The organism is Enterobacter cloacae complex sp. 385G4, assembly GCF_057320665.1.
On record NZ_JBXWDD010000001.1, the window covers coordinates 1,038,004 to 1,050,175 of the forward strand.

Sequence of the window (12,172 nt, forward strand, 5' to 3'; positions counted from 1 at the left end):
AGGATGTCCACACGTCAAAAGAAAGCGCACCTTATAACGAGTCTGGCACGTGGTTGCAAGTTTTGCCGCCCTTTGCAGGCGGCAAGATGCGGTTACAGCACGCGGGTTTTTAGCGACAGGCCGTTAAAACCGACCTCAAGCTCATCGCCGCTGGCGAGCGGGCCCACGCCTTCCGGCGTGCCGGTGAGGATCACATCGCCCGGCTTCAGGGTGAAGAAACGGCTCATGTAGGCGATCAGCGGCACGATCTTGTGGATCATATCTGCCGTGGTGCCCTGCTGGCGGATCTCGCCGTTAACCTTCAGGCTGAGCGGAGTGTCCTGCGGATCGTTGGTAAATTCATTCACCGGAACAAACCCTGAAATCGGACATGCGTTATCAAAGCCTTTGGCTTTTTCCCACGGCTGCCCTGCCTTCTTCATTTTGCCCTGCACGTCGCGCAGGGTCAGATCCAGCGCCACGCCGTAGCCAGCAATCGCTTTCTCGACATGCTCTTCGGAAGCCTGGCGCAGCGTGGCGCCGATCAGCACGGCAAGCTCTACTTCGTGATGCACCGACCCCAGCCCCTGCGGCAGCGCCAGCGGCTGGCGGATGTCGCATAGCGCCGTCTCGGGCTTAATAAACAGGACCGGCTCTTCTGGGGTTGCGCTGCCCATCTCCTGAATATGCTTCGCATAGTTGCTGCCCACGCAGACCACTTTGCTGACGGGATAATCCAGTAATGCACCTTGCCAGTTATGATGTTGATACATGCTCGACCCCTAATCGGTTGATGTGTTATGCCCGAAAACAGCTGAGGCTATTTTTTCCCGGACGCCTCGAGGTGCTGTTTTAATAAATTCTCAGGCGGCGGTGGAAGCTGTAAATAATAGCCCTGCTCGGCTAATACCGTTTTCACTTTTTCCAGATCGGCATTCACCAGTTTCTTACGGCCGTCCAGCGGCAGCAGCATCGCCAGCTGTGGTCGGCCAAAGCTCTTCATTAATTCTTCCGGCACGCGTGAAAAATCGTCTTTCTTTTCGACATAAAGATAGGTCTGGTCACGGCTTGTACTTCTGTAGATCACACAAAACATGTTTTTACTCTAAATTAATGGGTGGTTGCTTGCCTCAATATACTCCTGACTATAACATGCCTGATACTCTTCGGAATATCGCAGCGAATGGTTGCGGTTAATAGCAAATTGAGTAAGGCCAGGATGTCAAACACGCCCATCGAGCTTAAAGGCAGTAGCTTCACCTTATCAGTGGTTCATTTGCATGATGCAAAACCCGAGGTTATTCGTCAGGCGTTAGAAGACAAAATCGCCCAGGCTCCCGCCTTTCTGAAGCACGCCCCCGTCGTCATCAACGTCAGCGGTCTTGAGGCTCCGGTTAACTGGACAAGTCTCCAGCAGGCGGTCTCCTCTACCGGGCTGCGTATTGTCGGCATCAGCGGCTGCAAAGATCCCGAGTTGAAAGCGGAAATCGACCGTGCGGGGCTGCCTCTTCTTAATGAAGGCAAAGAAAAAACCCCACGTGCAGCACCCGCTGCCGTACAAACGCCCCCTCCTGCGGCGCAAAACGTTACCGCTCTCACAAAAACGCGAATGATTGATGTGCCGGTTCGTTCCGGTCAGCGCATTTATGCGCCAAACTGTGATCTAATTGTTACAAGCCACGTCAGTGCTGGCGCAGAGCTTATTGCAGATGGCAATATTCACGTTTACGGTATGATGCGTGGACGTGCGCTCGCGGGCGCAAGTGGCGATCGGGACGCGCAAATATTTTGTACTCACCTGACGGCGGAACTGGTGTCCATCGCAGGTGAATATTGGCTGAGCGACAAGATCCCAGCCGAATTTTATGGCAAAGCGGCTCGCCTGCTTCTGGCAGACGACGCGTTGACCGTTCAACCGTTGAATTAATCCCTTTTTAACAAGGAATTTCTATGGCACGCATTATTGTTGTTACTTCGGGTAAAGGAGGCGTTGGCAAGACCACCTCCAGCGCGGCCATCGCTACTGGTTTGGCCCAGAAGGGAAAGAAAACCGTCGTTATCGACTTCGATATCGGTCTGCGTAACCTCGACCTCATCATGGGATGTGAGCGTCGCGTCGTATATGACTTCGTGAACGTCATTCAGGGCGATGCCACGCTGAACCAGGCGCTGATTAAAGACAAGCGCACCGAGAACCTCTTCATTCTTCCGGCTTCTCAGACGCGTGATAAAGATGCCCTGACCCGTGAAGGCGTGGAAAAGGTGCTCGACGAGCTGAAAAAAATGGAGTTCGACTTCATCGTCTGTGACTCCCCTGCCGGCATCGAAACCGGTGCCCTGATGGCGCTCTACTTTGCTGATGAAGCGATCATCACCACCAACCCGGAAGTCTCCTCCGTGCGTGACTCCGACCGTATTCTCGGTATTCTGGCCTCCAAATCCCGCCGTGCGGAAAATGGCCAGGATCCGATCAAAGAGCACCTGCTGCTGACCCGCTATAACCCGGGTCGCGTAAACAAAGGTGACATGCTGAGCATGGAAGACGTGCTGGAGATCCTGCGCATTAAACTGGTTGGCGTTATCCCGGAAGACCAGTCCGTGTTACGCGCCTCTAACCAGGGCGAGCCCGTGATCCTTGATACAACGGCAGATGCAGGTAAAGCTTACGCCGATACCGTTGACCGTCTGCTGGGAGAAGAACGTCCTTTCCGCTTCATTGAAGAAGAGAAGAAAGGTTTCCTCAAACGCCTGTTCGGAGGATAAGTTATGGCATTACTGGACTTTTTTCTCTCGCGGAAAAAAAGCACCGCCAACATCGCAAAAGAACGCCTGCAAATTATCGTTGCGGAGCGTCGTCGTAGCGACGCCGAGCCTCACTACCTGCCGCAGCTGCGCAAGGACATCCTGGAAGTGATCTGTAAGTATGTGCAGATTGACCCGGAGATGGTCACCGTACAGCTGGAGCAAAAAGACGGGGATATTTCGATTCTGGAGCTGAACGTAACGCTTCCGGAAGCGGAAGAGTCGCGTCCGTAGGTTCCTGGTGTCGTAGCCCCGGTAAGCACAGCGCCACCGGGGAGAATATGCCGGGTATATCGCCCGGCATATTTTTATCGCGGATAACCTTCCAGCAAGGTATTCAGGCGATCGGCCATCAATACCCCGCGCCAGCCAGCCATCAGTTCCGGCACGCCATTCTGCGGTTTCAGCTTCCAGTGCCAGTTCAGCAGCTGGTTAATTTGTCTGCGTGACGCCAGCAGTTCAGCGCTCAGCTTGCTTTCCGTTGCGACATCCTGCACCAGCGCTTTGATATCCTTAAATGCTTTACGATAGCCCGGCATATCCATGAGATTCAGCAGCGTCTCAGGCAGTGCATCCTCCGGCAGCGCCTGCGCTTTGGCGACCAGCGCCAGCAGGGTTTTACCATGGAAACGGATCTCGCTGCCGGAAAGGCCAATGCTGTCCAGCTCGCCCAGACTGCCCGGCATATAGCGCGCGACCGCCCAGAGATGCTCTTCACGCACCACAAAATTCACGGCCAGATCGCGCTCACGCGCTTTACGCAAACGCCAGTCCGCTAACAGCTGCAGGCAGGCCAGCTGACGCGTGCGAAGCTGCCAGGCGTTGGTGATATCACGCCAGGCCTCTTTCGGGTCAACCACTTCCTGGCGACGCTGCTGCGTCATACGGCACTCGTCCAGCGCGGCAGAGAGCCAGCCGGAGGCTTCCGCCTCTTTCATCAGCTGTCCGGCAATCGGCAACAGGTAAAACACGTCTGCCGCCGCATATTCCAGCTGACGCTCGGTAAGCGGACGCGCCAGCCAGTCGGTCCGGGATTCACTTTTATCCAGCGTCAGGCCCGTGTACTCCTCCACCATGGCGGCAAAGCCCCACGACAGCGGACGACCGCTGAACGCCGCGAGGATCTGCGTATCAATCAGCGGCTGAGGCATGATGCCAAAGGTGTTAAGAAAGACTTCCAGATCTTCACTGCCCGCGTGCAGATATTTCGTTACCGCAGTATCCAGCAGCAGGTCACGCATCGGCGCCCAGTCGGTAATGCCGAGCGGGTCGATCAGCGAGACGTGCTTACCGTCGTACATCTGTATCAAACCCAGCTGTGGATAATAGGTGCGAGTACGGACAAACTCGGTATCCAGAGCGATGGCAGGAAAGTCGCGCGTCACTTCGCACAGCGAAGCCAGCTCGTCGTTGGTCGTGATCATCTGGTAATTCAAATCGGATTCTCTTTTGTTTGCGCCCATAAAAAACGCCGGCTTAACCGGCGTCTGGGCGATTAACGTGAAGCTCAGGCCTTATTGTCTACTTTGGCACGGGCTTCGTCACGTAATTCTCGTCGTAATATCTTCCCGACGTTGGATTTCGGCAGCTCATCGCGGAATTCCACCAGCTTCGGCACTTTATAGCCCGTCAGCTGACGGCGACAAAACGTTATCAGCGCTTCCTCGGTAAGAGAAGGATCTTTCTTGACCACAAATATCTTCACCGCTTCACCGCTGCTGCCGGAAGGAACGCCCACCGCCGCCACTTCCAGCACGCCGCTGTGCTGCATCACCACGTCTTCGATTTCGTTCGGATAGACGTTGAAGCCGGAGACCAGGATCATATCTTTTTTGCGATCGACGATGCGCAGGAAGCCTTCGTCATCCATCACCGCAATATCGCCGGTGTGAAGCCAGCCGTCTTTAATGATTTCGTCGGTCGCATCAGGACGCTGCCAGTAACCCAGCATCACCTGCGGCCCTCTGACGCACAGCTCGCCCGGCTCGCCGTGAGGCACTTCGTTATCCTCATCATCCACCAGCTTTGCTTCCGTCGACGGGACCGGCAGGCCGATGCTGCCGCTGTGGTAGTCGATATCGTGCGGGTTGACGCTCACCAGCGGGGCACATTCCGTCAGGCCATAGCCTTCCAGCAGATATTGCCCGGTTAGCTTCACCCAGCGCTCGGCCACCGCCTGCTGAACCGGCATGCCGCCGCCCGCGGAGAGATGCAGCGTGGAGAAATCAAGCTGCTGGAACTCTTTGTTGTTGAGCAGCGCGTTAAACAGGGTGTTCACCCCGGTCATGGCGGTAAACGGGTATTTTGCCAGCTCTTTCACCAGACCCGGGATATCGCGCGGGTTGGTGATCAATACGTTTTGCCCGCCCAGCTCGATAAACAGCAGGCAGTTCATGGTCAGCGCGAAGATGTGATACAGCGGCAGCGCGGTGATTACCAGCTCTTTACCCGGATGCAGCAGCGGCCCGTAGGTGGCATTGACCTGCTCAAGGTTCGCCAGCATGTTGCGGTGGGTCAGCATCGCCCCTTTGGCCACGCCGGTAGTGCCGCCCGTGTATTGCAGGAAGGCCAGGTCTTCGGAGACGACTTCAGGCTTGACGTACTGCATGCGATAGCCCGCATGCAGCGCGCGGCGGAAGGAGATAGCATCCGGCAGGTGGTATTTTGGTACCAGACGTTTGACGTATTTAACGACAAAGTTAACCAGCGTCCCTTTGGCGGTGGAAAGCTGATCGCCCATGCGCGTCAGGATGACGTGCTTCACCTGGGTTTTGTCGACCACTTTTTCCAGGGTATGGGCAAAGTTAGAAACAATGACAATCGCCACCGCCCCGCTGTCATTCAGCTGATGTTCCAGCTCGCGCGGCGTGTAAAGCGGGTTAACGTTGACGACAATCATCCCGGCACGCAGGATGCCGAACAGCGCCACCGGGTATTGCAGCAGGTTCGGCATCATCAGCGCGACGCGATCCCCTTTTTGCAGCCCAAGTCCTTCCTGCAGATAAGCCGCAAACGCCCGGCTACGCTCCTCAAGCTTACGGAACGTCATCACCTCGCCCATATTCACAAACGCGGGCTGGTCTGCGTAACGTCTTACCGAGTGCTCAAATAATTCCACCAGGGATTGATAACGGTCAGGATTGATCTCCGCAGGCACATCTGCGGGATAACGGTTAAGCCAAACCTTTTGCAATGCATCACCTCTGAAATGAGTGTTCGTCGTCATCACAGCCCCGATAATAAACAGTTTGTTAACATTATATTAACTCAGCGTACCAGTTTATTAATTGTTCAGATTGCAGGTTGCGAAGCGCGTCACTCTTTTTTTTCGTTTTATCCGTAAAAAAACAGAGACAGCGGCTGAGCCGCTGTCTCTTTCTTAACAATAACAGTAAGTTACTCAGTTACGATCGTTTGCACCTGTGCAGGGCCCGGGTTATACCAGCCCCATCCCGGATAACCGTAACGGTAAGGATGTGGACCCCACATCCACGGGTCGATTGGCTGAGGCGGCATCACCACCTGCTGGGCGATACGCCAGCGCTTATAGCCATTCACCTGCATAGTCATAAATTTATACGGCGTGTTGCCGATTTTGCCCTGCACCGAACCGGTAATCGGCCCGACAACGGTTACCAGCTGTCCGCGAAAATCGACCGGGTCGAGGAAACCACTAACGTCGGCATAGATACGCCCGCGAGAGGCTTCACCGAGTACGGGACGCGCGCCGCTGTCGAGCGGTACCGTGGCAATTTCCAGACGGGTTTTCCCCTGCTGGTTCTGCACGTCGATCACTTTCCCACCGAAGCGGGCTTCCTGGCCGACGTAAAGCTCGGGCGCATTCATTACCCGAACCAGATCCTGCTGTGGCGTCGGGCTGCTGCCCTTGATCGCATCAGGTACGGTTACGCAACCGCTCAGTGCTATGGCAACCGCGCCTGCCATAAAAAGGCGTACTACTTTAGTCTGAACCGCCATGATGCGACTCCTTTTTCTCAGTTCCTGTTACTGAGATTCACTCGCGGCCCGGAAGTTTCTTCCACGCGACGGTGTTTCGCAAATAAACCGGTTCCGCGTGTTCAACGGCCACGGTTTTTCCTGCTGCAAGCAGTTGACGGGCAATCGGGAGCATATCTTCTGCCGCAGGCAGGAGCATGTTGCCGTCCACCAGCGTCAACCCGGTGTCGTTCGCCATCTCTGGCCACGCCGGCCAGCCCGTGCCGACGGTCGCCCATTCGCCGGACAGCTGCTTCAGGCGCTCAGTAACGGCTTCAGGCTTAAGCACTGCTTCCGTCTCTTCGCCGTGCCAGACGCCGTTTTCATCGCGGGTATATTCCGCCCAGTAAACTTCACCCATGCGAGCGTCAATAGCGGCGAGCACGCGGGTCGCGCCCGTCATGCGCCAGGCTCCCTCCGCCATCGTCGCAAGCGTAGAGACGCCGATCATCGGCAGGTCAGCGCCCAGCGCCAGCCCCTGCGCGATGCCAATCCCAATGCGCACGCCCGTAAAGCTGCCGGGACCGCGGCCAAAGGCCAGCGCGTCGAGGTCGGTTAAGGTGGTGTTGCCCTGGGTTAAAATGGCTTTTACCAGGGGCAGAATACGCTGGGTGTGTTCCCGTGGGCACTCTTCGAAATGAGCAGAAACAGCACCGTCGTTCAACAGAGCAACAGAGCAAGCCTCTGTCGCGGTATCAATAGCCAGAATTCGCATCAGTCGTCGCGCTCTCGCAAGGGTCAGTCACAAAATGGCGCGCATCTTAGCACACTCCGGAGCGAATTACTCCGCCGTTGGGTTTGCCAGGAAACGCACCGCGCGTTTAATGTCCCGCGTACGCGGGGCGGGCGGCAGGCTGGCGAGGAACGTTGCGCCGTAAGGACGCATCACCAGGCGGTTATCGCAGATCACCAGCACGCCGCGGTCGGTGACGTCACGGATCAGTCGCCCTACCCCCTGCTTAAGCGTGATGACCGCGTCCGGTAGTTGAACGTCGTCGAACGGATCGCCGCCGCGCAGGCGGCAGTCTTCCATCCGCGCCTTGAGCAGCGGATCGTCCGGCGACGTGAACGGCAGCTTATCGATGATCACCAGCGAGAGCGTGTCGCCGCGCACGTCCACCCCTTCCCAGAAGCTGCTGGTTGCCACCAGCAGGGCATTACCGGCGCTGACGAACTGCTGCAGCAGCTGGCCTTTGCTGGTTTCGCCCTGCAGCAGCACCGGGAGGGTCATGGTGGCGCGAAACTGCTCGGCGAGATCGCGCATCATGGCGTGTGAGGTGCAGAGCATAAAGCAGCGCCCGTTGTTGGCCTCAATCATCGGCTTGAGCATCGCCGCGAGATGCCGCGCCGCGCCCGGCTGGTTCGGCAGCGGGAGATTGCGTGGCACGCAGAGCAGCGCCTGCTTTTCGTAATCAAACGGGCTGGGCAGCAGCAGTGATTCCGCCTGCTCAATACCGAGGCGCTCGGTGAAGTGATGCAGATCGTCATTTACAGACAGGGTTGCGGAAGTGAAGATCCAGCTTCCCGGCTTCTGCGCCATCACCTCTTTGAATTTATCGGCCACCGTCAGCGGCGTGAGCGCCAGGGTAAAGTGGCGCGAGGTGCATTCATACCAGTAGCTGTACCCCGGCTGGTTGATCTCTTTTAGCCGTTTCAGCCGCCCGCGATAGAGCGTGGCGCGCTCGAAGGCGGCGTCAAGCAGCGCGGAGCGTCCGAGGGACAGCTTCGCCACGTCGTAGCAGAGCTCAAGTGCATCATCGAGCAGCAGCAGCGCGCGCTGGATATTTTTGTCCTCCAGCAGTTCGCGCAGGTTGCCACGATAGCCCGGCTCGCCAAGCTGTAAGCGGAAATCCTGCGCGCTTTGCGCCAGACGGTCGGCGCACTTCTGCAGCTGCTGGGTATCTTTAAGTTCGGTACGGTAGGCAATGGTAAAATCTTTCGCCAGATCCTGTAGCTGGCGGCTGGAGAGCGACTGGCCGAAATACTGGCTGGCGATATCCGGCAACTGATGGGCTTCATCGAAAATCATCACTTCCGCCTCCGGGATCAGCTCGCCGAAACCGCTGTCCTTAACCACCATGTCCGCGAGGAACAGGTGGTGGTTCACCACCACCACGTCTGCGTCCATCGCGGTTTTGCGCGCTTTCACCACAAAACAGTCTTTATACAGCGGGCAGTCGCTGCCGAGGCAGTTGTCGTTGGTGCTGGTCACCAGCGGCCAGGCCGGGGAGTCTTCCGGCACGCTCGCGCAGGTGCTGATATCGCCCTCTTCGGTCTGGTTCGCCCAGGCGCGCAGGATGATGACGTCGCTCAGGGTTTGTACCGGCAGATCGCCGCCGGCCAGCGCCTGTTGTTCGAGTCGCTCCAGGCAAAGGTAGTTCGATCGCCCTTTCAGCAGTGCCAGGCGTCCTTTGTATTTCAGCGCTTTTGCTACGGTAGGCAGATCGCGGCTGTAGAGCTGATCCTGCAGCGCTTTCGATCCGGTGGAAATTATCACCTTCTTTTTCGCCCGCAGCGCCGGCGCAAGGTAAGCATAGGTCTTACCCGTGCCGGTTCCGGCTTCAACCACCAGCGGCTGGGCCTTATCAATGGCGCGGGCAACGGCGTGCGCCATCTGTCTCTGAGGCTCACGGGGCTTGAAGCCGGGGATCGCCTGCGCTAATTGACCTTCAGGGGAAAAATCGTCTGCCACGTTGCTCTCTCACTGTATTTTTGCACAGGGATTATGTCAGCCCATCTTCTCCTGTGCCACCCCAAATAGTGACGACGGCAGAACAATATGGCAGTCTTGCCGCCTGACGACGAAAAATAACGAGGAAACGTTTATGACAATTGTGCGCATTGATGCCGAAGCCCGCTGGTCTGATGTGGTGATCCATAACCAGACGCTGTATTACACCGGTGTACCGTCAAATCTGGACGCGGATGCGTTCGAACAGACGGCGAATACCCTGGCGCAGATTGATGCCGTGCTGGAAAAACAGGGCAGCGATAAATCCCGCATTCTGGATGCGACCATTTTCCTGGCAAATAAAGACGATTTCGCGGCGATGAACAAAGCCTGGGATGCGTGGGTGGTGGCGGGTCACGCGCCTGTACGCTGCACCGTACAGGCCACGCTGATGAAACCGGAATACAAGGTTGAGATCAAGATTATCGCGGCGGTTTAAGCCCGATTATTCTTCATCTTCATCCTCAAAACGCGCCACGATCCGCTCGCCGGTATGGGTGGCGCGCAGCTCCTCCGCCACCTGGGAAATCGCCTGTCCGCTGCTCATCCCCTGGGACATCAGTTCCTGAATTCGCTCAACCGCTTTCTGCTGCTGTTCATGGCTCAGAGAAGGTAAACCTGCAAACATCGTCAACTCCTGCTAAATTATTCGCGCTAATTATTTCACGCTGCCCGGTAGTATGCCATACATGAACATGCGCTTCCCCACTGTTGTTACCTTACCCTGGCGCGCTGACGCCGCTGAGTTCTGGTTTGCCCGTCTGAGCCATCTTCCCTTTGCCATGCTGCTGCACTCCGGCCATGCGGATCACCCGTACAGCCGCTTCGATATTCTGGTGGCCGATCCCCTGAAAACGCTGACGACCGACGATCTGTCGACGACGGACGATCCGCTGATGCAGCTTCAGCAGGAAATCAACGCGCTGGGCTTATCCGCTACCCCTAACCTGGACCTGCCCTTCCAGGGCGGCGCGCTGGGCCTGTTTGGCTACGATTTGGGTCGCCGCTTCGAAATGCTGCCCGAGCATGCGCAGGAGGATATTGCCCTGCCGGACATGGCCGTGGGGCTGTATGACTGGGCGTTGATTGTGGACCACCAGAAAAAAAGGGTCTCCCTGCTGAGCCATGATGACGTGCAGGCGCGTCTGGCCTGGCTTGAGGCACAGCAGCCTGCTCCAGCTGAGGCGTTTACCCTGACCTCCGGCTGGCGCTCGAACATGACCGCGCCGGAATACGCGGAAAAATTCTCCCGCGTGCAGGTCTATCTGCAAAGCGGCGACTGCTATCAGGTTAACCTTGCCCAGCGTTTCCAGGCAGCATACCAGGGGGACGAGTGGCAGGCGTTTACCCGTCTCAATACCAACAACAGGGCTCCGTTCAGCGCGTTTGTACGTCTGAAACAGGGGGCCATCCTCAGCCTGTCGCCGGAGCGTTTTATCCATCTGGCGGAAGGGACGATTCAGACCCGCCCGATTAAAGGCACGCTGCCGCGCCTTGCCGATCCGGACGCCGATCGCCAGCAGGCGGAGAAACTCGCCGGGTCACCGAAGGATCGCGCCGAAAACCTGATGATTGTCGACCTGATGCGTAACGATATTGGCCGGGTCGCCGAACCAGGCAGCGTGCGCGTGCCGGAGCTGTTCGTCGTCGAGCCTTTCCCGGCAGTGCATCATTTGGTCAGCACCATCACCGCGCGTCTGCCCGCCTCTCGCACCGCCTGCGATCTGCTCCGGGCCGCGTTCCCGGGCGGCTCCATCACCGGTGCGCCAAAAATTCGCGCCATGGAAATCATCGACGAACTGGAACCGCACCGCCGCAACGCCTGGTGCGGCAGCATCGGCTATATCAGCCTGTGCGGCACCATGGATACCAGCATTACCATTCGCACGCTGACGGCCTGCGGCGGCAATCTGTACTGTTCTGCGGGCGGCGGCATTGTGGCGGACAGCCAGGTCGAGGCGGAATATCAGGAAACCTTTGATAAGGTGAACCGCATCCTGAAGCAACTGGAGAACTAACGGTGGAGAAAGAGAACCTGACGCTGGATGATTTTCTGTCGCGCTTTCAGCTGCTACGGCCGCAGGTCAACCGCGCCACGCTGAATCAGCGTCAGGCGGCGGTGCTGATCCCGGTGGTGCGCCGGGAACAGCCGGGCCTGCTGCTTACGCAGCGTTCGCCGCATATGCGCAAACACGCCGGTCAGGTGGCCTTCCCGGGAGGCGCGGTGGACAGCACCGATGCGTCGCTGATTGCCGCCGCGCTGCGGGAAGCGCAGGAGGAGGTGGCGATCCCGCCTGACGCGGTGGAAGTCATTGGCGTGCTGCCGCCCGTCGACAGCGTGACCGGCTTTCAGGTCACGCCGGTAGTCGGCATTATCCCCCCCAATCTTCAGTATCACGCCAGCGTCGACGAAGTCTCTGCGGTGTTTGAGATGCCGCTTGAAGAGGCGCTCCGGCTAAGCCGCTATCATCCGCTGGATATCCATCGCCGGGGGCACGACCATCGGGTCTGGTTGTCCTGGTATCAGCATTATTTTGTCTGGGGCATGACGGCGGGCATCATTCGTGAACTGGCGCTACAAATCGGCCTGAAGCCTTGACTATACTTTACATTCCAGCCTTTTTTGCAGGTTTGCGATCCGCGTCGCGCTATTAGCAAAACCCA

14 protein-coding genes are annotated in these 12,172 nt (G+C 57.5%); 6 read left to right on the forward strand and 8 right to left on the reverse strand.

Annotated elements, in window-relative coordinates:
• Positions 1-92 precede the first annotated feature (92 nt).
• Together AC2FAJ_RS05115 and AC2FAJ_RS05120 are read right to left on the reverse strand one after the other, a co-directional pair.
• Positions 93-752, reverse strand: coding sequence for a fumarylacetoacetate hydrolase family protein (locus tag AC2FAJ_RS05115; protein ID WP_028013519.1), 660 nt, complete (start codon positions 750-752; stop codon positions 93-95).
• 47 nt (positions 753-799) lie between these two features.
• The gene (locus AC2FAJ_RS05120; RefSeq protein WP_485453902.1) at positions 800-1,075 is read right to left on the reverse strand and encodes a YcgL domain-containing protein; all 276 of its coding nucleotides are present in this window, start codon (positions 1,073-1,075) and stop codon (positions 800-802) included.
• Positions 1,076-1,198: 123 nt separating this feature from the next.
• Between AC2FAJ_RS05120 and minC the strand changes: the two genes are divergently transcribed.
• The 3 genes from minC to minE are packed head-to-tail and all read left to right on the forward strand — an operon-like array spanning position 1,199 to position 3,015.
• Entirely contained in the window at positions 1,199-1,906 is a 708-nt protein-coding gene (minC, locus tag AC2FAJ_RS05125) for a septum site-determining protein MinC (protein ID WP_193358917.1), read from the forward strand.
• Positions 1,907-1,929: 23 nt separating this feature from the next.
• Positions 1,930-2,742, forward strand: a complete 813-nt coding sequence (gene minD / locus AC2FAJ_RS05130; RefSeq protein ID WP_028013522.1) for a septum site-determining protein MinD — start codon at positions 1,930-1,932, stop codon at positions 2,740-2,742.
• A 3-nt stretch (positions 2,743-2,745) separates the two neighbouring features.
• Positions 2,746-3,015 carry a cell division topological specificity factor MinE gene (gene minE / locus AC2FAJ_RS05135; RefSeq protein ID WP_010432714.1) on the forward strand — a complete coding sequence of 90 codons (270 nt, stop codon included), beginning with the start codon at positions 2,746-2,748 and terminating at the stop codon, positions 3,013-3,015.
• 74 nt (positions 3,016-3,089) lie between these two features.
• Here minE and rnd read toward each other — a convergent pair whose 3' ends face one another.
• The 5 genes from rnd to yoaA form a co-directional block, all read right to left on the reverse strand.
• Positions 3,090-4,217, reverse strand: a complete 1,128-nt coding sequence (rnd, locus tag AC2FAJ_RS05140; RefSeq protein ID WP_028013523.1) for a ribonuclease D — start codon at positions 4,215-4,217, stop codon at positions 3,090-3,092.
• Positions 4,218-4,288: 71 nt separating this feature from the next.
• Entirely contained in the window at positions 4,289-5,974 is a 1,686-nt protein-coding gene (fadD, locus tag AC2FAJ_RS05145) for a long-chain-fatty-acid--CoA ligase FadD (RefSeq protein ID WP_072252102.1), read from the reverse strand.
• Between the two features lie 203 nt (positions 5,975-6,177).
• Positions 6,178-6,759, reverse strand: coding sequence for a Slp family lipoprotein (locus AC2FAJ_RS05150; protein WP_041909497.1), 582 nt, complete (start codon positions 6,757-6,759; stop codon positions 6,178-6,180).
• 37 nt (positions 6,760-6,796) lie between these two features.
• Entirely contained in the window at positions 6,797-7,492 is a 696-nt protein-coding gene (gene tsaB / locus AC2FAJ_RS05155; protein ID WP_059355709.1) for a tRNA (adenosine(37)-N6)-threonylcarbamoyltransferase complex dimerization subunit type 1 TsaB, read from the reverse strand.
• Between the two features lie 66 nt (positions 7,493-7,558).
• Positions 7,559-9,469 carry a DNA repair helicase YoaA gene (gene yoaA / locus AC2FAJ_RS05160; protein WP_485453903.1) on the reverse strand — a complete coding sequence of 637 codons (1,911 nt, stop codon included), beginning with the start codon at positions 9,467-9,469 and terminating at the stop codon, positions 7,559-7,561.
• 133 nt (positions 9,470-9,602) lie between these two features.
• Here yoaA and AC2FAJ_RS05165 point away from each other — a divergent pair, with 133 nt between their 5' ends.
• Positions 9,603-9,947, forward strand: coding sequence for a RidA family protein (locus AC2FAJ_RS05165; protein WP_028013528.1), 345 nt, complete (start codon positions 9,603-9,605; stop codon positions 9,945-9,947).
• Between the two features lie 6 nt (positions 9,948-9,953).
• Here AC2FAJ_RS05165 and AC2FAJ_RS05170 read toward each other — a convergent pair whose 3' ends face one another.
• On the reverse strand, positions 9,954-10,136 hold the full coding sequence (locus AC2FAJ_RS05170) for a YoaH family protein (RefSeq protein WP_008500497.1): 183 nt from the start codon (positions 10,134-10,136) through the stop codon (positions 9,954-9,956).
• A 61-nt stretch (positions 10,137-10,197) separates the two neighbouring features.
• Between AC2FAJ_RS05170 and pabB the strand changes: the two genes are divergently transcribed.
• Both pabB and AC2FAJ_RS05180 read left to right on the forward strand, forming a co-directional pair.
• Positions 10,198-11,526 carry an aminodeoxychorismate synthase component 1 gene (pabB, locus tag AC2FAJ_RS05175; RefSeq protein WP_485453990.1) on the forward strand — a complete coding sequence of 443 codons (1,329 nt, stop codon included), beginning with the start codon at positions 10,198-10,200 and terminating at the stop codon, positions 11,524-11,526.
• A gap of 2 nt (positions 11,527-11,528) precedes the next feature.
• Entirely contained in the window at positions 11,529-12,107 is a 579-nt protein-coding gene (locus AC2FAJ_RS05180; protein ID WP_028013530.1) for a CoA pyrophosphatase, read from the forward strand.
• Positions 12,108-12,172: the final 65 nt, after the last annotated feature.

Bases quoted from the DNA above. Each gene is read 5' to 3' on its own strand.
- AC2FAJ_RS05165 (WP_028013528.1), top strand. From the start codon at position 9,603: ATGACAATTGTGCGCATTGATGCCGAAGCCCGCTGGTCTGATGTGGTG.
- minC (WP_193358917.1), top strand. From the start codon at position 1,199: ATGTCAAACACGCCCATCGAGCTTAAAGGCAGTAGCTTCACCTTATCA.
- tsaB (WP_059355709.1), bottom strand. From the start codon at position 7,492: ATGCGAATTCTGGCTATTGATACCGCGACAGAGGCTTGCTCTGTTGCT.
- AC2FAJ_RS05170 (WP_008500497.1), bottom strand. From the start codon at position 10,136: ATGTTTGCAGGTTTACCTTCTCTGAGCCATGAACAGCAGCAGAAAGCG.
- AC2FAJ_RS05120 (WP_485453902.1), bottom strand. From the start codon at position 1,075: ATGTTTTGTGTGATCTACAGAAGTACAAGCCGTGACCAGACCTATCTT.
- pabB (WP_485453990.1), top strand. From the start codon at position 10,198: ATGAACATGCGCTTCCCCACTGTTGTTACCTTACCCTGGCGCGCTGAC.
- AC2FAJ_RS05115 (WP_028013519.1), bottom strand. From the start codon at position 752: ATGTATCAACATCATAACTGGCAAGGTGCATTACTGGATTATCCCGTC.
- AC2FAJ_RS05150 (WP_041909497.1), bottom strand. From the start codon at position 6,759: ATGGCGGTTCAGACTAAAGTAGTACGCCTTTTTATGGCAGGCGCGGTT.
- minD (WP_028013522.1), top strand. From the start codon at position 1,930: ATGGCACGCATTATTGTTGTTACTTCGGGTAAAGGAGGCGTTGGCAAG.
- minE (WP_010432714.1), top strand. From the start codon at position 2,746: ATGGCATTACTGGACTTTTTTCTCTCGCGGAAAAAAAGCACCGCCAAC.